Source organism: Afipia clevelandensis ATCC 49720, from assembly GCF_000336555.1.
Taxonomy (GTDB): Bacteria; Pseudomonadota; Alphaproteobacteria; order Rhizobiales; family Xanthobacteraceae; genus Afipia; species Afipia clevelandensis.
Map to the genome: position 1 here is coordinate 3,021,583 of NZ_KB375281.1, position 18,980 is coordinate 3,040,562.

At 62.8% G+C, this 18,980-nt stretch carries 16 protein-coding genes; 4 read left to right on the plus strand and 12 right to left on the minus strand.

Translation table 11 applies throughout. The features are described 5' to 3' along the window. The first annotated feature begins 62 nt into the window (after positions 1-62). A complete protein-coding gene (locus HMPREF9696_RS14430) occupies positions 63-563 on the plus strand; it encodes an RNA pyrophosphohydrolase (RefSeq protein ID WP_002713769.1) in 501 nt (166 codons plus the stop codon). Between the two features lie 73 nt (positions 564-636). On the opposite strand, the gene HMPREF9696_RS14435 is transcribed toward HMPREF9696_RS14430, so the two are convergent. From HMPREF9696_RS14435 to HMPREF9696_RS14455, 5 genes are all read right to left on the minus strand, one after another. Continuing rightward, positions 637-1,047, minus strand: coding sequence for a F0F1 ATP synthase subunit epsilon (locus HMPREF9696_RS14435; protein WP_002713770.1), 411 nt, complete (start codon positions 1,045-1,047; stop codon positions 637-639). Positions 1,048-1,052: 5 nt separating this feature from the next. Further along, positions 1,053-2,480: a F0F1 ATP synthase subunit beta gene (atpD, locus tag HMPREF9696_RS14440; protein ID WP_002713771.1), complete on the minus strand. Its 1,428-nt coding sequence runs from the start codon at positions 2,478-2,480 to the stop codon at positions 1,053-1,055. A 41-nt stretch (positions 2,481-2,521) separates the two neighbouring features. Continuing rightward, positions 2,522-3,400, minus strand: a complete 879-nt coding sequence (locus tag HMPREF9696_RS14445; RefSeq protein ID WP_002713772.1) for a F0F1 ATP synthase subunit gamma — start codon at positions 3,398-3,400, stop codon at positions 2,522-2,524. A gap of 89 nt (positions 3,401-3,489) precedes the next feature. Beyond that, positions 3,490-5,022 (minus strand): F0F1 ATP synthase subunit alpha, encoded by a 1,533-nt coding sequence (atpA, locus tag HMPREF9696_RS14450; protein WP_002713773.1) that lies wholly within the window; start codon positions 5,020-5,022, stop codon positions 3,490-3,492. Continuing rightward, positions 5,022-5,582 carry a F0F1 ATP synthase subunit delta gene (locus HMPREF9696_RS14455; protein ID WP_040301478.1) on the minus strand — a complete coding sequence of 187 codons (561 nt, stop codon included), beginning with the start codon at positions 5,580-5,582 and terminating at the stop codon, positions 5,022-5,024. The genes atpA and HMPREF9696_RS14455 overlap by 1 nt, the downstream gene beginning before the upstream one ends. A gap of 733 nt (positions 5,583-6,315) precedes the next feature. On the opposite strand from HMPREF9696_RS14455, the gene HMPREF9696_RS14460 reads away from it, so the two are divergent. Next, positions 6,316-6,762, plus strand: a complete 447-nt coding sequence (locus HMPREF9696_RS14460; protein ID WP_002713775.1) for a septal ring lytic transglycosylase RlpA family protein — start codon at positions 6,316-6,318, stop codon at positions 6,760-6,762. 188 nt (positions 6,763-6,950) lie between these two features. On the opposite strand, the gene HMPREF9696_RS14465 is transcribed toward HMPREF9696_RS14460, so the two are convergent. After that, entirely contained in the window at positions 6,951-9,125 is a 2,175-nt protein-coding gene (locus HMPREF9696_RS14465; protein ID WP_002713776.1) for a primosomal protein N', read from the minus strand. An 84-nt stretch (positions 9,126-9,209) separates the two neighbouring features. Here HMPREF9696_RS14465 and HMPREF9696_RS14470 point away from each other — a divergent pair, with 84 nt between their 5' ends. Together HMPREF9696_RS14470 and HMPREF9696_RS14475 are read left to right on the plus strand one after the other, a co-directional pair. Then, positions 9,210-10,196 (plus strand): tyrosine recombinase XerC, encoded by a 987-nt coding sequence (locus HMPREF9696_RS14470; RefSeq protein ID WP_040301480.1) that lies wholly within the window; start codon positions 9,210-9,212, stop codon positions 10,194-10,196. A 114-nt stretch (positions 10,197-10,310) separates the two neighbouring features. Next, complete coding sequence (locus tag HMPREF9696_RS14475; RefSeq protein WP_002713778.1) at positions 10,311-10,901, plus strand: DUF4337 domain-containing protein; 591 nt, start codon at positions 10,311-10,313, stop codon at positions 10,899-10,901. Here the strand turns inward: HMPREF9696_RS14475 and HMPREF9696_RS14480 are convergent, their stop codons facing one another. From HMPREF9696_RS14480 to sucD, 6 genes are all read right to left on the minus strand, one after another. Beyond that, the gene (locus HMPREF9696_RS14480; protein WP_002713779.1) at positions 10,902-11,420 is read right to left on the minus strand and encodes a hypothetical protein; all 519 of its coding nucleotides are present in this window, start codon (positions 11,418-11,420) and stop codon (positions 10,902-10,904) included. Between the two features lie 44 nt (positions 11,421-11,464). Then, on the minus strand, positions 11,465-12,868 hold the full coding sequence (lpdA, locus tag HMPREF9696_RS14485; protein ID WP_002713780.1) for a dihydrolipoyl dehydrogenase: 1,404 nt from the start codon (positions 12,866-12,868) through the stop codon (positions 11,465-11,467). Between the two features lie 33 nt (positions 12,869-12,901). Continuing rightward, positions 12,902-13,645, minus strand: coding sequence for an SDR family oxidoreductase (locus HMPREF9696_RS14490; protein WP_002713781.1), 744 nt, complete (start codon positions 13,643-13,645; stop codon positions 12,902-12,904). Between the two features lie 14 nt (positions 13,646-13,659). Beyond that, positions 13,660-14,904, minus strand: a complete 1,245-nt coding sequence (gene odhB, locus HMPREF9696_RS14495) for a 2-oxoglutarate dehydrogenase complex dihydrolipoyllysine-residue succinyltransferase (RefSeq protein WP_002713782.1) — start codon at positions 14,902-14,904, stop codon at positions 13,660-13,662. Positions 14,905-15,007: 103 nt separating this feature from the next. Continuing rightward, positions 15,008-17,962, minus strand: coding sequence for a 2-oxoglutarate dehydrogenase E1 component (locus HMPREF9696_RS14500; RefSeq protein ID WP_002713783.1), 2,955 nt, complete (start codon positions 17,960-17,962; stop codon positions 15,008-15,010). Positions 17,963-18,094: 132 nt separating this feature from the next. Beyond that, a complete protein-coding gene (gene sucD / locus HMPREF9696_RS14505) occupies positions 18,095-18,979 on the minus strand; it encodes a succinate--CoA ligase subunit alpha (RefSeq protein ID WP_002713784.1) in 885 nt (294 codons plus the stop codon). Between the last annotated feature and the right edge of the window lies 1 nt (position 18,980).

Sequence of the window (18,980 nt, forward strand, 5' to 3'; positions counted from 1 at the left end):
GAGCGGCGGCATGGAAGTGACTCACACGCCTCGTGAGTCGGGGGATCAGAGGTTTTAGCAGGATGACTCGTTACGACGATCTGCCCTATCGGACCTGCGTCGGGATTACCCTGATCAACCCAGAGGGACTTGTGTTCATCGGCCGCCGGGTCGGCGGACCCGAACATGTCGATCAAGCCCATGTCTGGCAGATGCCGCAAGGCGGCGTCGATGCGGGTGAGGACACCTGGGCGGCGGCCAAGCGCGAGCTTTACGAAGAGACCAATGCGCGCTCGGTCGAGAAGCTGGGCGAAGTCTCCGACTGGCTGACCTACGATATTCCGCGCACGGTCGCGGGACGCGCATGGAAAGGCCGGTTCCGCGACCAGAAGCAGAAATGGTACGCGATGCGCTTCACCGGCAAGGACAGCGAGATCAATGTCGCCGCGCCCGCCGGTCACAAGGCCGAGTTCATCGACTGGCGCTGGGAGCCGATGCAGAATCTTCCCGAACTCATCGTGCCGTTCAAGCGCCCGGTCTATGAGCGCGTGGTTCAGGAATTCACGAAGTTTTCCGGCAAGTAAAACCCGGAAGTTCTCCGGATACAAAAAAGCCCCGCGATTGCGGGGCTTTTCCAATTCATCTGGATGGCTCCAGTCAATGCATCGCGGTCGAATTGACGATCTGCCGCTGGATGGTCTTGAAGTGGTCAAGCCGCTCGATCGCCTGATCGAGAACCGAACCTTCCTTTTCCTTCAAATCTTCTTCCATCTGCGCGATCTTGTCGGCGAACGCCACCGCGTCGAGTTCTGCCATCGAGGTCGCGGTATCGGCGAGAACGGTCAGGCCCTTGTCGGAGATTTCGGCGAGGCCGCCGAGCACGATGATCTTCTCGTGCTTGCCGCCAACAGTCACCGTCATGATGCCGGGACGAATGGTCGCGACCAGCGGCGCATGCCCGGCCATCACGCCGAGATCGCCATCGACGCCGGGAATATCGACCTGCTCGACTTCACCCGAGAAGGCGATCTTTTCCGGAGAAACGAGATCGAAGTGAAAGGTGGCCATCGTGATTACGCCGCTTCCGCTGCGAGCTTCTTGCCCTTCTCGACGGCTTCTTCGATCGTGCCGACCATGTAGAAGGCCGCTTCCGGCAGGTGGTCGTACTTGCCTTCCACGAGGCCCTTGAAGCCCTTGATGGTGTCGGCGAGGTCGACGAACTTGCCCGGCGAACCGGTGAAGATTTCAGCGACGTGGAACGGCTGCGACATGAAGCGCTCGACCTTGCGGGCGCGGGCCACGGTCAGCTTGTCCTCTTCCGACAGTTCGTCCATGCCGAGAATCGCGATGATGTCCTGCAGAGCCTTGTAGCGCTGAAGCACCTGCTGCACCTGACGGGCGACAGCGTAGTGTTCTTCACCGACGACCAGCGGCGAGAGCATGCGCGAGGTCGAGTCGAGCGGATCGACCGCCGGATAGATGCCCTTTTCAGCGATCGAGCGCGACAGCGTGGTGGTCGCGTCCAAGTGGGCGAACGAGGTCGCCGGCGCCGGGTCGGTCAAGTCGTCCGCAGGCACGTAAATCGCCTGCACCGAAGTGATCGAGCCCTTGGTGGTGGTGGTGATGCGCTCCTGCAGCGCGCCCATGTCGGTCGCGAGCGTCGGCTGATAACCCACCGCCGAAGGAATACGGCCGAGCAGCGCCGACACTTCCGAACCGGCCTGGGTGAAGCGGAAGATGTTGTCCACGAAGAACAGCACGTCCTGGCCCTTGTCGCGGAAATCTTCCGCGATGGTCAGACCTGTGAGCGCGACGCGGGCGCGGGCGCCCGGCGGTTCGTTCATCTGGCCGAACACGAGGGCGCACTTCGAGCCTTCGCCGCCGCCCTTCTTGTTGACGTTGGATTCGATGAACTCGTGATAGAGGTCGTTGCCTTCACGGGTGCGCTCGCCGACGCCGGCGAACACGGAGTAACCGCCGTGGGCCTTCGCGACGTTGTTGATGAGTTCCTGAATGAGCACGGTCTTGCCGACGCCGGCGCCGCCGAACAGGCCGATCTTGCCGCCCTTGGCATACGGGGCGAGAAGGTCGACGACCTTGATGCCGGTCACAAGGATCTCGGCTTCCGTCGACTGCTCGGTGTACTCGGGAGCGGGCGCGTGGATCGGGCGCTTGCCTTCCGCCTTGACCGGGCCGGCTTCGTCGATCGGCTCGCCGATGACGTTGATGATGCGGCCGAGCGTACCCTCGCCGACGGGCACCTCGATCGGCGATCCGGTGTCCCTGACTTCCTGACCGCGGACCAGGCCTTCGGTGGTGTCCATGGCGATCGCGCGCACGGTGGATTCACCGAGATGCTGCGCAACTTCGAGCACCAGGCGATTGCCGTTGTTGGTGGTCTCGATCGCGTTGAGAATGGCTGGCAGGTGGCCGTCGAACTTCACGTCGACGACGGCGCCGATAACCTGTTCGATGCGTCCGGTCTGGTTGGCTGATGCCATGAGAGTATCTCCTTAAAAGCTCGGTCTGGTCGGCGGTCGGCTCAGAGGGCCTCGGCGCCGGAGATGATTTCGATCAGTTCCTTGGTAATCATCGCCTGACGCGTGCGGTTGTAGACCAGCGTCTGCCTGCGGATCATGTCGCCGGCGTTGCGTGTAGCGTTATCCATCGCGCTCATTTGCGCGCCGTAGAACGACGCGTTGTTTTCGAGCAGTGCGCGGAAAATCTGCACCGCGAGGTTGCGCGGCAGCAGGCTCGAAAGGATTTCGTCTTCGGCAGGTTCGTAGTCGTACACCGCCGACGCGCCGGCCTTGTCGTCCTTCGCCTCGATCACCAGCGGAATGATCTGCTGCGCGGTCGGCACCTGCGAAATCACTGACTTGAAGCGCGAGTAGAACAGCGTGCAGACATCGAAGTCGCCCGCCTCGAACATCGCAATGATCTTCTTGGCGATGTCTTCGGCATTCTTGAAGCCAAGCACCTTGACCGAGCGCAGTTCGACGTTTCCGACAATGTTGCGCTCGAACTGGCGGCGGAGCTGCTCGTAGCCCTTCTTGCCGACGCAGAAAATCTTGACCTCTTTGCCCTGATTGAGCAGCGACAGCGCGCGCTCGCGCGCCAGACGCACGATGGACGAGTTGAACGCACCCGAGAGACCGCGCTCGCCGGTGCAAACCAGCAGCAGGTGAACCTTGTCGCTGCCCGTGCCGGCCAGCAACGCCGGAGCGGAGCCCGAGCCGGAGGCCGCGCCTGCGATATTGCTGATCACGGCGTCCATGCGCTCGGCATAGGGACGCGCCGCTTCGGCCGCGGTCTGGGCACGGCGCAATTTCGACGCCGCAACCATCTGCATGGCCTTGGTGATCTTCTGCGTCGCCTTGGTGGAGGCGATGCGGACACGCATGTCCTTGAGAGACGCCATTCTTTATCTCACCCTGCCGATCCAGCCTGACACCGGATCGCAACCCCGAATTCGCCGCGCACGATCAAGGATCGGCGCGGCGATGATGTTTATGCGAACGTCTTGGCGAAGCCTTCGACAACGCCCTTGAGCTTGGCGGCGTTGTCGTCGGACAGATCCTTCGAGTCGCGGATCGCATTGAGAATGTCGGCGTGCTTGCCGCGCAACAGCGACAACAGGCCGTCCTCGAACGCGCGGACCTTGCTGACAGGCAGCGCATCGAGATAGCCGTTGGTGCCGGCCCAGATCACGGCAACCTGCTCTTCCATCTTCAGCGGCGAGAACTGCGGCTGCTTCAGGAGCTCGGTCAGCCGCGAGCCGCGGTTCAGCAGGCGCTGGGTCGCAGCGTCGAGGTCGGAGCCGAACTGTGCGAAGGCCGCCATTTCGCGGTACTGCGCCAGCTCGCCCTTGATCTTGCCGGCGACCTTCTTCATCGCCTTGGTCTGCGCCGACGATCCGACGCGCGACACCGACAGACCGACGTTCACCGCGGGGCGGATGCCCTGGAAGAACAGATCGGTTTCGAGGAAAATCTGGCCGTCGGTGATCGAAATCACGTTGGTCGGGATGTAGGCCGACACGTCGTTGGCCTGGGTTTCGATGACCGGCAGCGCGGTCAGCGAGCCGTTGCCCTGCTCGTCATTGAGCTTCGCGGCGCGCTCCAGCAGGCGGGAATGCAGATAGAACACGTCACCCGGATATGCTTCGCGGCCCGGCGGACGGCGCAGCAGCAGCGACATCTGGCGATAGGCGACGGCCTGCTTGGACAAGTCGTCGTAAATGATCACGGCGTGCATGCCGTTGTCACGGAAATACTCGCCCATGGTGCAGCCGGTGAACGGCGCAAGGTACTGCATCGGCGCGGGGTCCGACGCGGTGGCGGCGACGACGATGGAGTATTCCAGCGCGCCCTGTTCTTCGAGCACCTTCACGAACTGCGCGACGGTCGAACGCTTCTGACCGACCGCGACGTAGACGCAGTACAGCTTCTGGCCTTCCGGAGCGCCCGCAACGTTGAGCGGCTTCTGGTTCAGAATGGTGTCGAGCGCGATCGCGGTCTTGCCGGTCTGACGGTCGCCGATGATCAGCTCGCGCTGGCCGCGGCCGACGGGGATCAGGGCGTCGATCGCCTTGAGGCCGGTCGCCATCGGCTCGTGCACCGACTTGCGCGGAATGATGCCGGGTGCCTTGACGTCGACGCGCTTGCGTTCGGTCGCCTGGATCGGGCCCTTGCCGTCGATCGGATTGCCCAGCGCGTCGACGACGCGGCCGAGCAGACCCTTGCCGACCGGCGCGTCCACGATGGCGCGGGTGCGCTTGACGGTCTGGCCTTCCTTGATCTCGCGGTCGGCACCGAAAATAACGATACCGACGTTGTCGCTTTCGAGGTTCAGCGCCATGCCGCGCGTACCGTTCTCGAACTCGACCATTTCGCCGGCCTGGACGTTGTCGAGGCCATAGACGCGGGCAATGCCGTCGCCGACCGAGAGAACCTGACCGACTTCAGAGACCTCGGCTTCCTGGCCGAAATTCTTGATCTGGTCCTTGAGGATTGCGGAAATTTCCGCGGCGCGGATGTCCATCAGCCTGCCTCTTTCATCGCGTGCTTGATCGAATTGAGTTTGGTGCGAAGCGAGCTGTCGACCATGCGGCTGCCGAGCTTGACGACAAGCCCGCCGATGATCGACGGATCGACCTTCACGTTGAGATCGACATCCTTGCCCGACACTGATTTCAGCGCGGACTTGAGGGCATCGAGATTGGCGTCGCTGAGGGGCTCGGCGACAGTGACTTCCGCGGTGGCTTCGCCCTTGAATTTGGCGACCAGCGCACGGAACGCCCGGATCAAATCGGCAACGGCGAACAGCCGGCGATTCTTGGTCAGGACCTTCAGGAAATTCGCGGCAATGCCGCCGATGCCGGCCTTGGCGAGAACCGCATCGAGCGCCTTGGCCTGCGCGTCGGCGGTGAACACCGGGCTGCGCACAAGGCGGAGGAGGTCGGGGCTTTCGGTCAGGAGGGCAGAGAACTTGTCGAGGTCCGCCTTGACGGAATCGACGGATTTCTGGTCGCGCGCCAGTTCAAACAGGGCCGTCGCATAGCGGCCGGACACGCCAGTTACGGAAGGATCTTCAGTTGCCACAAAAATCTCTTCTAGCTGTCGAATGCCCAAGAAAAAGACCATCGCTGCGGGGTCGGTGTCAGGGACGACACCAAGCGATCCAAGTCCTTGGAATTCAAGCGGGACTTCGATTTATGGCCGGAGCAACGAACCCAGCAGCCTAAAATCGCGGTTTTGCTATCATAGGGCGCGCGCAGGTGCAACATGACGCCGATTGCGAACGCACTTTTGCTGGCACCGGTTTGTCGCAGACGGCGAGCGGATGCCAGCCGCGCAATCAAGGGACGGCTTCCGCACAACCTCCGGGGCGAATCCCGAGCGCCTTGATTGCTTACAGGCCGAATCGGCCCTTGCTTCCGCAGCCAGGTCCAGAACTGTTTGCTGTAGAAGCTCCCAACAACGCTTCGCAGATTCCATCCGGAAGTAATGCCAAGCTACCCGTATACCGCATGCAGCATTGCAGTATGCGCATGATTGAAACCAATTGGGCGATATTGCGTTTACTTAGCGGAGCCAATAGTTGCGCCAACTATTCAGTATATAAACGTATATACTGCCACCGAAAACTTTGTGAACTGATTACTGTCAAGTAATCACAGTCATCTCTCAAATTCTGAACGAATATGTGACGGCACATGGAACGATTCTTCGTGCCGTGCTTATGCCTCATTATGGAAACATCCATCCGCCCACGCAAGCGGCGGCTCGATTTAGCCAGCCGCTGGATGAATATACCAATTTGAGGGACAACTATATGATTGCCGCTATCAAGCGCATGCCGGGGCGACCCGCGAAGAATCGGAATGCCTCTGTCGCTTTGATCGCCATCGGCCTGCTGGCGCTGGGCGCCACCGCAAGCGAAGCCGGCCACCGCAAAGCTTCTCATGAAAGGTCTTGGCGCGACGCCAATGCCTCTATCGGCCGCAGCTTTTCGGGCAAGGCTTCGTACTACGGCAACGAATCCGGCAGCCGCACCGCGTCGGGCCAGCGCTTCAATCAGGAAGCCATGACCGCCGCCCACCGGACCCTGCCGTTTGGCACCCGCGTCAAGGTCACCCATGCCGGCCGCAGCGTGGTCGTCACCATCAACGACCGTGGCCCGTTCATCAAAGGCCGCGTGCTCGATCTGTCGAAGGGCGCAGCCCGCGCCGTCGGCCTGACCGGTCGTGGCGTCGGCCACGTGGTCGCGGAAGTTCAGTAAGCGTTGCGTTGAGTCAAGTTGCGTAACATGTCGCGTTGAAAAGGCCGATGCCAGTCGCACCGGCCTTTTTCATGGGTACGCTCTCCACTTCGTCATTGCGAGCGAAGCGAAGCAATCCATGGCTCACATGGATTGCTTCGTCGCCATAGACGCGCTTGAACGCGCTAATGGCTCCTCGCAATGACGATCTACAGAAAACTCTGCGGATCGATATCGACCTCGAGCTTGAGATTGCCCTTGGTTGTCGGGCCGGCCGAGAGCCAGTCGCGCATGTAAGCCGACAGGTCGATGCTGCGCACCGATTTCACCAGAATGCGAAAGCGATAGCGGCCCTTGATAACCGCAAGCGGCGCTTCCGCCGGTCCCAGCACCTGAACCCGCTCGTCGAGCGGCGCTGCCGCCGCGAGCTTGCGCGCAAAACCCTCCGCAGTCGGACGATCGCCCGCCGAAATAATCAGCGACGCCAGCCGCCCGAACGGCGGATACAGCGTTCGTTCGCGCGCCTCGATCTCGCTGGCATAGAAAGCCTCGCGATCCGACGCGACCAGCGCCTTCATCACCGGATGCTCGGGCTGATGGGTTTGCAGGAAACCGACGCCGCGGCCCTGCTCGCGTCCGGCGCGGCCGATCACCTGATTGAGCAATTGGAATGTGCGCTCGGCGGCGCGCGGATCGCCGTTGCCAAGACCCAGATCCGCATCGACGACGCCAACGAGATTGAGGCGCGGAAAATTATGCCCCTTCGCCACGAGCTGCGTGCCGATGATGATATCGACGCGGCCTTCCGCGATCTCGTTCAGTTCGGATCGCATGGTCTCGATGTCGGTGATGAGATCGCTCGACAGGACCATGGTGCGCGCATCAGGGAAAAGATTCGCAGCTTCCTCCTGCAGACGCTCGACACCGGGGCCGATGGCGGCGAGCGATTCCTCCGCGCCGCAATGCGGGCACTGATGCGGGCGCGGTGTCGAGAAGCCGCAATGATGACAGACCAGCCGCTGGCGGAAGCGATGATCCACCAGCCACGCATCGCAGATGGTGCAGGCGAAGCGATGCCCGCAGGCACGGCATAGCGTCAGCGGCGCATAGCCGCGGCGATTGAGAAACAGCAGCGCCTGCTCCTTGCGTTCGATCGCGATTCTGATCTCTTCCGCAAGACGCGGCGAAATGAAACGCCCGCGCGCCGGTCCTTCGCGCTTGAGGTCGATGGCTTCGATCTGCGGCATGTGCTGGCCGCCGAAACGCGAGGGCAGCGCCACGCGGCGATAGCGTCCCTTGCGCGCATTGACTTCGGATTCGACGGACGGCGTCGCAGAACACAGCACCACAGGTATCTTCGCAATCGATCCGCGGACCACCGCCATGTCGCGGGCGTGATAATGCGCGCCCTCGTCCTGCTTATAGGCCTGGTCGTGCTCCTCATCGACAATGATGAGGCCGAGATCGGCATAAGGCAAAAAAAGCGCCGAGCGCGCGCCGACAACCACCGGCGCGTCGCCTGCTGCGACAGCCGCCCAGTTGCGCGCGCGGGTGCGCGGCGTCAATTCCGAATGCCACTCAATCGGCCGCACGCCGAAACGCGATGCAAAGCGATCCAGAAACTGTCCGGTCAGCGCAATTTCCGGCATCAGGATCATGGTTTGCCGGCCGCGCCTGATGTTCTCCGCCACCGCCTCGAAATACACTTCCGTCTTGCCGGAGCCTGTCACGCCGTCGAGCAGCGCGACCTGAAACTCGGTCTTTGCAACGAGATCCTTCATTGCGTCCGCTGCGATGCGCTGCTCCGGTGAAAAATCCGGTTCCGCAAATGACGGATCGGGCGCGGGCGGAGCGAGGTCGCGCGGCATCGGCTCGGTGGCGAGCGTGCCTTCATCGACGAGGCCGTCGATCACGCCGGGACTGACGCCCGCTTCCTTCGCTGTTTCGGATTTCGCGTGCAGCAGCCTGTCCGACAGCACCTCGATCACGCGATGACGCGCCGGCGTCATCCGCTGCGGCGGCGTGCCGACCAGCCGCACGCCCATGCGTACGCGCTCGGGTCCCAGGTGCTCGCCCATGCGCAATGTCATGCGCAGCACCATGCCCCGCGCCGACAGCGTATAGTTGGCGACCCAATCGACGAAGCTGCGCAGTTCCGGCTTCAACGGCGGCACGTCCAGCTTGTCGCCGGTGTCCTTGAGGCGGTTGTGCAGCCGGGGATCGGGATTTGGATTCTCGGCCCAGACCACGGCGGTGACCTCGCGCGGCCCGAGCGGCACGCTCACCACATCGCCGGGATTCAGCTCGACGCCATCGGGCACGCGATAGGAATAGGTCTGGTTCAGGGCCACCGGGACAAGAACGTCGACAACTCGTCTTGCCATGGTGAGAGGGGCCCGGATTAAGGAGGATATAAGGAAAAGGGTGCGATAAACCGATTCCTGTCAAGGATCGAACGCATCCGGCATATGATGGTCAAAGCCGCCAAAGCAACCATTTCCAGCGACAGCGATGCGCAGATCACCTGCGCCGCGCCGGACCTCTTGGCCGAAATCGCAAGATGGCAATCCCATCTGCGCGCCGAGCGGCGCCTGTCGCCGAAAACGCTGGAAGCCTATTCGCGCGACCTGCGCCAATGCCTCGTGTTCCTGAGCGGGCACTGGGGCGATCTTGTCACCCTGAAGCAGTTCGCCGCCATCGAGGCGACCGACGTGCGGGCCTTCATGTCGTCGCGGCGCGCGGACGACATCGGCGGGCGCTCGCTGATGCGGGCGCTGGCGGGATTGCGTTCATTCGGCCGTTTTCTGGAACGCGAGGGCAAGGGCAAGGTCGGCGCACTGTCCGCGATCCGCGCGCCCAAGATCGGCAAGAGCTTGCCGAAGCCGATCCAGATGACCGCCGCACGGCAGATGACCGATGCGGATATTCGCGCTGGCGAAAACCGCGAACCATGGATCTGGGCGCGCGATGCCGCCGTGATGGCGCTGCTGTACGGATCGGGCCTGCGCATCTCCGAAGCCCTCGGCCTGAAGCGGCGCGACGTCCCGCTGCCTGGCAAGGGCGACGTGATCACCGTGACCGGCAAGGGTAACAAAACGCGCATGGTGCCGGTGCTGCAAAACGTCCTGTCGCTCGTTCAGGATTATGTCGCGGCCTGCCCGCACACGATTGCGCCGGACGCCCCGATTTTTGTCGGCGCGCGCGGCGGCCCGTTGTCGCCGCGCATCATCCAGCTCACAATGGAGCGTCTGCGCGGCGCGCTCGGCCTGCCCGACAGCGCAACCCCTCACGCACTGCGCCATTCCTTCGCCACACACCTGCTGACGCGCGGCGGCGATCTGCGCGCCATTCAGGAATTGCTCGGCCACTCCTCACTGTCGACGACGCAGATTTATACAGGCGTCGATGCCGACCGGCTGCTTGACGTCTACAAGACGGCCCACCCCCGCGCGTGACATAAATAAGTCGTGTCCTGAATAAGTCGTGCGTTGCCGCCGCCTCGCCCCTTGCGCGCGGACGGCAGTTCGGTCAATCGTGGCGCACATTTCGATCCGGAGGGGATATTCGACATGGGCGCACACGAAAGCATGGAGCATGCGGAGCACGCCGAGCACGCTTCCAGCTCCAACAAGAGCATTGCCTTGCTGATCGCGGTGATCGCGCTGTTCCTGGCGTTCTCCGAAACCCTCGGCAAGGGCGCCCAGACCGAATCCATCAGCAAGAACGTCGAGGCCTCGAATCTGTGGGCCTTCTTCCAGGCCAAGAGCATCCGGCGCACCACGGTTCAGGCCGTCGCCGAACACGCCAAACTCAGCCTTGGCGCGGCAACCGACGAGGCGCAAAAGGCGGCGCTGGCCAAGCAGATCGACGACTGGACCAAGACCGCGGCGCGCTATCGCTCCGAGCCGGAAACCGGCGAAGGCTCCGAACAACTGGCGGCCCGCGCCAAGGAAGCCGAGCACGCCCGCGATCTCGCGATGGCGCGCTATCATCACTATGAAGTCGCCTCGGCCGCATTCCAGATCGGGATTGTGCTGGCGTCCGCGACCATCATCACCGGCATGGTGGCACTGGCGTGGATTTCAGGCGCGCTGGCGCTGGCCGGTCTCGCCTTCACCGCGATCGGCCTGTTTGCCCCGCACGCCGTGCATTTGATGTAGCTAGCGCGACGCCTGTATCCGCCGCCGCAAACGCCGGACAAATCCGGGCGACGCGCGGCGGCGAAGACGATTGACCCAATGCAGAATCCGGATTTTCAGCGGCGCGACAATCGCCAGCGCGCGTACGCGCAGATCGAGCACGAAGTCGTAGAGCGCGCGGAACCAGCCCATCTGCAGCAGCTTCTCGCGCGTCACATCGAACACGAATGCGACGATGCCGACGCCGAGAACCTTCTGAAACACGATCAGCGTCGTTCCGCCGACGAAATACTTGTGCGCCAGCAGCCACGCCGCGACGAAGTTGAGCGGAAACAGAATGATGACCGGCACTGCGAACACCATCAGCGTGAGCGCCGGTGAGAGATGTTCGATCCGGTCCGCCAGCCACGCCTTGAGGCGCGGCAGCGGAATCAGCGCGACAACGCGCGCAATGATCGGCTCGACGCGGTCCCAAAGCCACGCTTCGAGCAGAAAGAGCAGCGCAAGCAGGACCCAGAGCGGGCGAAGCAACCGGCGCATGACGGATTCTCATCCAGCATGACCGGCTGAATGCCGGCCTGTGCTCACATATGGATAGCGCGCTTTGCGACCGCAAGCGCGGCTTCCTTGACCGCTTCCGACCGGGTCGGATGGGCGTGGCAGGTGCGGGCGAGATCTTCCGCCGACCCGCCGAACTCCATCAGCACGCAGCCTTCGTGAATCATCTCGCCGGCTTCCGCGCCGATGATGTGGACACCGAGAACGCGATCGGTCTTTGCATCCGCGAGGATTTTCACGAAACCATCGGTGGTCTGATTGACCTTGGTGCGGCCGTTGGCGGTGAACGGAAACTTTCCGACATTGTACGCGATGCCAGCCTGCTTCAGCTCTTCTTCCGTCTTGCCCACGGATGCGACTTCCGGGAAGGTGTAGATCACCGACGGAATGACATCGTAGTTGGTATGTCCGGCCTGACCGGCAAGAATCTCTGCGACCGCGATGCCCTCGTCTTCCGCCTTGTGCGCCAGCATCGGGCCTGCGATCACGTCGCCGATGGCGTAGATGCCCTTCACGTTGGTGGCGAAGTGACCGTCGGTCTTCACGCGCCCGCGCTGATCGAGTTCGACACCGGCTTCTTTCAGGCCGAGGCCTTCGATGTAAGGCACGCGCCCGATCGCTACCAGCACCACATCGGTGTCGATTATCTCGGATGCGCCGCCGGCCGCAGGTTCGAGCGTCGCCTTCAGCTTCTTGCCGGACGTATCGACGGACGTGACCTTGGTGCCGAGCTTGAAGGTCATGCCCTGCTTCTCAAGGATGCGCTGGAACGAACGCGCGACCTCGCCGTCCATGCCGGGCAGAATCCGATCCAGGAATTCAACCACGGTGACCTCAGCGCCGAGCCGGCGCCACACCGAACCAAGCTCAAGGCCGATCACACCGGCGCCAATCACCAGCATCTTCTCCGGCACCTTTTCGAGCGAGAGAGCGCCGGTGGACGACACGATACGCTTCTCGTCGATCTCGACGCCCTTGAGCCTGGCCACGTCGGAGCCCGTGGCGATCACGATATTCTTGGTCTCGAGAATCTGGGTCTTGCCGTCGGCGCCCTTCACCTCGACCTTGCCCGCACCGAGAATTTTGCCGGTGCCGACATAGGGGTCGATCTTGTTCTTCTTGAACAGGAACGACACGCCCTTGACGTTGCCGTCCACGCCGTCGTCCTTGAACTTCAGCATGGTCGGCAGATCGAGCTTCGGCTTTGCAACGACGACACCCATCTTGGGCAGCATGTGCGAGGCTTCCTCGAAACGTTCGGAGGCCTGCAGCAGCGCCTTGGACGGAATGCAGCCGATGTTGAGACAGGTGCCGCCGAAGGTGGGCCATTTCTCGACCACTGCGACCTTCATGCCAAGCTGCGCCGCGCGGATCGCGCATACATAGCCGCCGGGACCGGTGCCGATAACGATGAGATCATAAGAAGCCATGGGATTTATCCTGTACGCACAGAGAAATGAGAATTAACGGCCGCCCGAAACGTCGATGATGGTTCCGGTGACATAGGATGCGTCATCCGACACCAGCCAGACGACAGCATTGGCGATTTCATCCGCGGTGCCGACACGTTTCATCGGTACCATGTGCGCCAGCCGGTGCGCGCGATCGGGTTCGCCGCCGCTGGCGTGAATTTCCGTGTCGATCAAGCCGGGCCGAATCCCGACAACGCGGATACCTTCGGTGCTGACTTCGCGGGCCAGCCCGACTGTGAATGTGTCGATCGCGCCTTTCGAGGCGGCATAGTCCACATACTGGGCCGGAGAGCCCAGTGTCGCCGCCACCGACGACAGATTGACGATGACCCCGCCTGTGCCGCCATGCTTGCTCGACATGCGCTTGACCGCTTCGCGCGCGCACAGGATGCTGCCGACAATGTTGATGTTCATCATGCGGGCGAGTCGTGCGGCGGACATCTCGTCGACGCGGGCGGTGGCATCGACCACGCCGGCATTGTTAACGAGCGCACCGAGCTTGCCGAAGGCGTCGGCCTTCTTGAACAGATCGAGGATGTCGGCCTCGACGCCGACATCGCATTTCACCGCGATGGCCTTGCCGTTGCTGGCTTCGATCGTCCCGACAACGTCGTCAGCCGCTGCCTTGTTGCTGGCATAGCCGACAACAACCTTGTAACCGCGCTTCGCCAGGGCCAGCGAAGTCGCGCGGCCGATGCCACGGCTTCCTCCGGTGACAATGGCGACGCTGCTCATTCCGGCCCCCGCGATCAGAGGTCGAGAACCAGCCGCGCCGGATCTTCGAGATTTTCCTTGATGCGGACGAGGAAAGTCACAGCTTCCTTGCCGTCGATGACGCGGTGATCGTAGGACACCGCCAGATACATCATCGGGCGGATTTCGACCTTGCCGCCGATGGCGACCGGTCGCTCCTGGATCTTGTGCATGCCGAGAATGCCGGACTGCGGCGCGTTCAGGATCGGCGTCGACATCAGCGAGCCATACACACCGCCATTCGAGATGGTGAAGGTGCCGCCCTGCATTTCCTCGATCTTGAGCTGGCCGTCGCGGGCGCGCTTGCCGAACTCCGCGATGTTCTTCTCGATCTGGGCGATCGACTTGTGATCGCAGTCACGCACCACCGGCACGACAAGGCCCTTGTCGGTGCCGACCGCGACGCCGATGTGGTAGTAGTTCTTGTAAACCAGATCGGTGCCGTCGATCTCGGCATTGACCGCCGGCACATCCTTCAGCGCCTGCACCACGGCCTTCACGAAGAAGCCCATGAAGCCGAGCTTCACGCCGTGCTTCTTCTCGAACACGTCCTTGTAGTGCGTGCGCAGCGCCATCAGCTCGCTCATGTCGACCTCGTTGAAGGTCGTCAGCATGGCGGCGGTGTTCTGCACTTCCTTGAGGCGGCGGGCGATGGTCTGGCGCAGGCGCGTCATCTTCACGCGCTCTTCACGCGCCGCATCGTCGGCGGGCGACGGCGCGCGCACCTGCACGGCGGCGGCGGGCTGGTTGAGCGGCGTCGCCAGCGAGGCGGCCTTTTCGATAGCGGCCAGCATGTCGCCCTTGGTCACACGGCCATCCTTGCCGGAGCCGGGAACGGTGGAGGCATCGACGCCGGATTCGGCGGAGAGCTTGCGCACCGACGGCGCCTGCGGCGCATCGGCGGGCGGCGATTTCTGTGCGGGTGCAGGCGCTGCAGCAGCAGGCGCAGCCGCCTTCGCCGGCTCGGCAGCCTTGGCGGGAGCAGCGGCAGGCTTGGCACCGCCCGCGCCTTCGGTGATCTGACCGAGCAGCGCGCCGACCGCGACCGTCTCGCCATCCTTGGCGACGATTTCCGCGAGCGTTCCCGCAGACGGCGCCGGCACCTCGATGGTCACCTTGTCGGTTTCGAGTTCAACCAAAGGCTCGTCAACGGCGACGGCCTCGCCGGCCTTCTTGAACCAGCGGCCGATGGTGGCCTCGGTGACGGACTCGCCCAGTGTCGGAACGCGAATTTCAGCCATGTCTTAAGTCCCCTTGCGTCATGAGCGGCGGCTTTTGCCGTCAGCGCCTCAAACAAATTGAAATGGAAGAAAATGCCCGCAAGAGGCGGGCATTTTCGATTGATCAGCCGAGAGCTTCTTCGAGGAACGCTTTCAGTTGCTGGAGATGCTTCGACATCAAACCGGTCGCGGTGGCAGCAGCAGCAGCACGGCCCGCATAACGCGGACGCTTGTGCGCGGAGCCGACCTGATTCAGCACCCACTCGAGATAAGGCTCAATGAAGTGCCATGCGCCCATGTTGCGCGGCTCTTCCTGACACCAGACCACCTCGGCCTGCTTGAAGCGTTCGAGCACCTGCACCAGCGTCTTGAGCGGCACAGGATAAAGCTGCTCGACACGCAGCAGATAGATGTCGTTGGTGCCGCGCTTCTCGCGCTCCTCGAACAGGTCGTAATAGACCTTGCCCGAGCAGATCACGACACGGCGAATCTTGTTGTCCTCGACGAGCTTGAACTCGCCTCCGGCTTCCACGTCGTCCATCAGGATGCGATGGAACGAGGTCTCCGGCCCGAATTCGTCGAGCTTCGACACCGCACGCTTGTTGCGCAGCAGGGATTTCGGCGTCATCTGGATCAGCGGCTTGCGGAACTCGCGCTTGAGCTGACGGCGCAGCGCGTGGAAGTAATTCGCCGGCGTCGTAAGATTGACCACCTGCATGTTGTCTTCCGCGCACATCTGCAGGAAGCGCTCGAGGCGCGCCGAGGAATGCTCAGGCCCCTGTCCCTCATAGCCATGCGGCAGCAGGCAGACGAGGCCCGACATGCGCAGCCACTTGCGTTCCGCCGAGGAGATGAACTGGTCGAACACCACCTGCGCGCCATTGGCGAAGTCGCCGAACTGCGCTTCCCACACGGTCAGCGCATTCGGCTCGGCGAGCGAATAGCCGTATTCAAAACCGAGCACCGCTTCTTCGGACAGCAGCGAGTTGATCACCTCGTAGTGACCCTGCTTGTCGCCGAGATGGTTGAACGGCGTATAGCGGCTTTCGTCTTCCTGGTCGAACAGCACCGAATGACGCTGCGAGAAGGTGCCGCGCTCGGAATCCTGTCCCGACAGGCGGACGCGGTGGCCGTCCTTGAGAAGCGTGGAGAACGCCAGCGCCTCGCCGGTCGCCCAGTCGATGCCTTCTCCGTTCTCGATCGACTTCAAACGGTTCTCAAGGAACCGCTGCACGGTGCGGTGAACGCGGAAGCCATCCGGCACCTTGGTGATCTTGCGGCCGATGTCCTTGAGTTCGTCGATGGGCACACCGGTATTGCCGCGGCGCGGATCTTCGCCCATCTCCGCCGACTTGAAGCCGGCCCACTTGCCGTCGAGCCAGTCGGCCTTGTTCGGCTTGTAGCCTGATCCGGCCTCGAGCTCGGCGTCGAGGCGCGCGCGCCAGTCGGCCTTGGCCTTGTCGACTTCGCCCTCGGTGATGACACCGTCAGCGATCAGCCGCTTGGCATAAAGATCGAGCGTGGTCGGATGGGTCGCGATCTTCTTGTACATCACCGGGTTGGTGAAGCCCGGCTCGTCGCCTTCGTTGTGACCGTGGCGGCGATAGCAGAACATGTCGATGACGACAGGCTTGTGGAACTTCTGCCGGAATTCGATGGCGATCTTCGCGGCGAACACCACCGCTTCCGGATCGTCGCCGTTCACATGGAAGATCGGTGCATCGATCATCTTCGCCACATCCGACGGATACGGCGACGAGCGCGAGTAACGCGGATAGGTGGTGAAGCCGATCTGGTTGTTGACGATGAAGTGGATCGAACCGCCGGTGCGATAGCCCTTCAGGTCCGAGAGCGCGAAGCACTCCGCCACCACGCCCTGACCCGCGAACGCCGCGTCGCCATGCATCAGCAGCGGCAGCACGGAAATACGGTTGTCCGGCGCATCGCCGTTCTGGTCTTCCTTGGCGCGGGCCTTGCCGAGCACCACCGGATCGACGATTTCGAGATGCGAGGGATTGGCCGTCAGCGACAGATGGATCTTGTTGCCGTCGAACTCGCGGTCGCTTGACGCGCCGAGATGGTACTTCACGTCGCCCGAACCCTCGACCTCGTCGGGGTTGGCCGAGCCGCCCTTGAACTCATGGAACAGCGCGCGATGCGGCTTGCCCATCACCTGCGTCAGCACGTTGAGGCGGCCACGATGCGGCATGCCGACCACGATGTCGCGCACGCCGAGATTGCCGCCGCGCTTGATGATCTGCTCCAGCGCCGGGATCAGCGATTCGCCGCCGTCGAGACCGAAGCGCTTGGTGCCGGTGAACTTGATGTCGCAGAACTTCTCGAAGCCTTCGGCTTCGATCAGCTTCATCAGGATGGCGCGGCGACCCTCGCGGGTGAAGCTGATTTCCTTGTCCGGGCCTTCGATGCGTTCCTGAATCCAGCTCTTCTGCGCCGGATTGGAGATATGCATGAATTCGACGCCGAGGGTCTGGCAATAGGTGCGCTGGCAGATCGCCACGATGTCGCGCAGCGTCGCGGTTTCCAGACCGAGCACATGGTCGAGGAAGATCTTGCGGTCGAAGTCGGCGTCCGTAAACCCGTAGGAGCGCGGATCGAGTTCCTCGTGATCCTTCTGGCCTTCGATGCCCAGCGGATCAAGGTTGGCATGGAAATGGCCGCGCATGCGGTAGGCGCGGATCAGCATCAGGGCGCGAACCGAATCGCGGGTCGCCTGCTGAATCTCTGCAGGCGACGGCATCGGAGCGCCCGACGTCTGGGCCTTGGCGGCGATCTTGTTGCCGACGACCTTCTCGACCTGGGCCCAATTGCCGTCCAGCGCCGACGTCAGCTCGTCGCTTGGCGTGGCGGGCCAGTTGGTCTTCCCCCAGGACGGGCCTTCCGCGTTTTTCGCGACGTCCGCCGGCTGATCCTTCAGCGACTTGAAGAAATCGACCCAGTCCGGATCGAGCGATGACGGGTCTTTCTCGTACTGCGCGTAAAGCTGGTCGATGTAGGTGGCGTTGGCACCGTCGAGAAAGGATGTGAGGGCGAAATTGGCGTTCGCGTCCTGGCGAGACATGAGGTCGTCCTGAGGTTTATCGCGCGGAGAAATCGGGAGAAATCGTCCGATTTAGTATCGGCATCGTATTTGTGCCGGACCTTTTACCCTATTTAGGGCAAAACTTCGCGCGGAAAAGAACCAAGGACTGAACTAGGCCTTCAACCTTTCGAGAAGCGTGGTGCCAAGACGCGCGGGCGACGGCGAGACCGTGATTCCCGCCGCTTCCATCGCCGAGATCTTGGATTCCGCATCGCCCTTGCCGCCCGAGACGATCGCACCGGCATGGCCCATGCGGCGGCCCGGAGGCGCGGTGCGCCCGGCAATGAAGCCGACCATCGGCTTCTTGCGGCCGCGCTTGGCTTCGTCCTTCAGGAACTGGGCGGCGTCTTCCTCGGCCGATCCGCCGATCTCGCCGATCATGATGATCGACTGGGTCTTGTCGTCGGCCAGGAACATTTCCAGCACGTCGATGAATTCGGTGCCCTTGACCGGATCGCCGCCGATACCGACCGCGGTGGTCTGGCCGAGGCCCGCCTGGGTGGTCTGGAACACCGCTTCGTAGGTCAGGGTGCCGGAGCGCGACACGATGCCGACATTGCCGGTCTTGAAGATGTTGGTCGGCATGATGCCGATCTTGCATTCCCCGGCGGTGACCACGCCCGGGCAGTTCGGCCCGATCAGGCGCGACTTGGAGCCCGAGAGCGAGCGCTTCACCCGCACCATGTCCAGCACCGGAATGCCCTCGGTGATGCAAACGATCAGCGGCACCTGCGCGTCGATGGCCTCGCAGATCGCGTCCGCGGCGCCCGGAGGCGGCACATAGATCACCGATGCATCGGCGCCGGTCTTGCTGACCGCCTCGGCGACGGTGTCGAACACCGGCAGGCTGAGATGCGTGCTGCCGCCCTTGCCGGGCGCGACGCCGCCAACGACCTTGGTGCCGTAGGCAATGGCCGCTTCCGAATGGAAGGTGCCGTTCTTGCCGGTGAAGCCCTGGGTGATGACCTTGGTGTTCTTGTCGATCAGGACGGACATC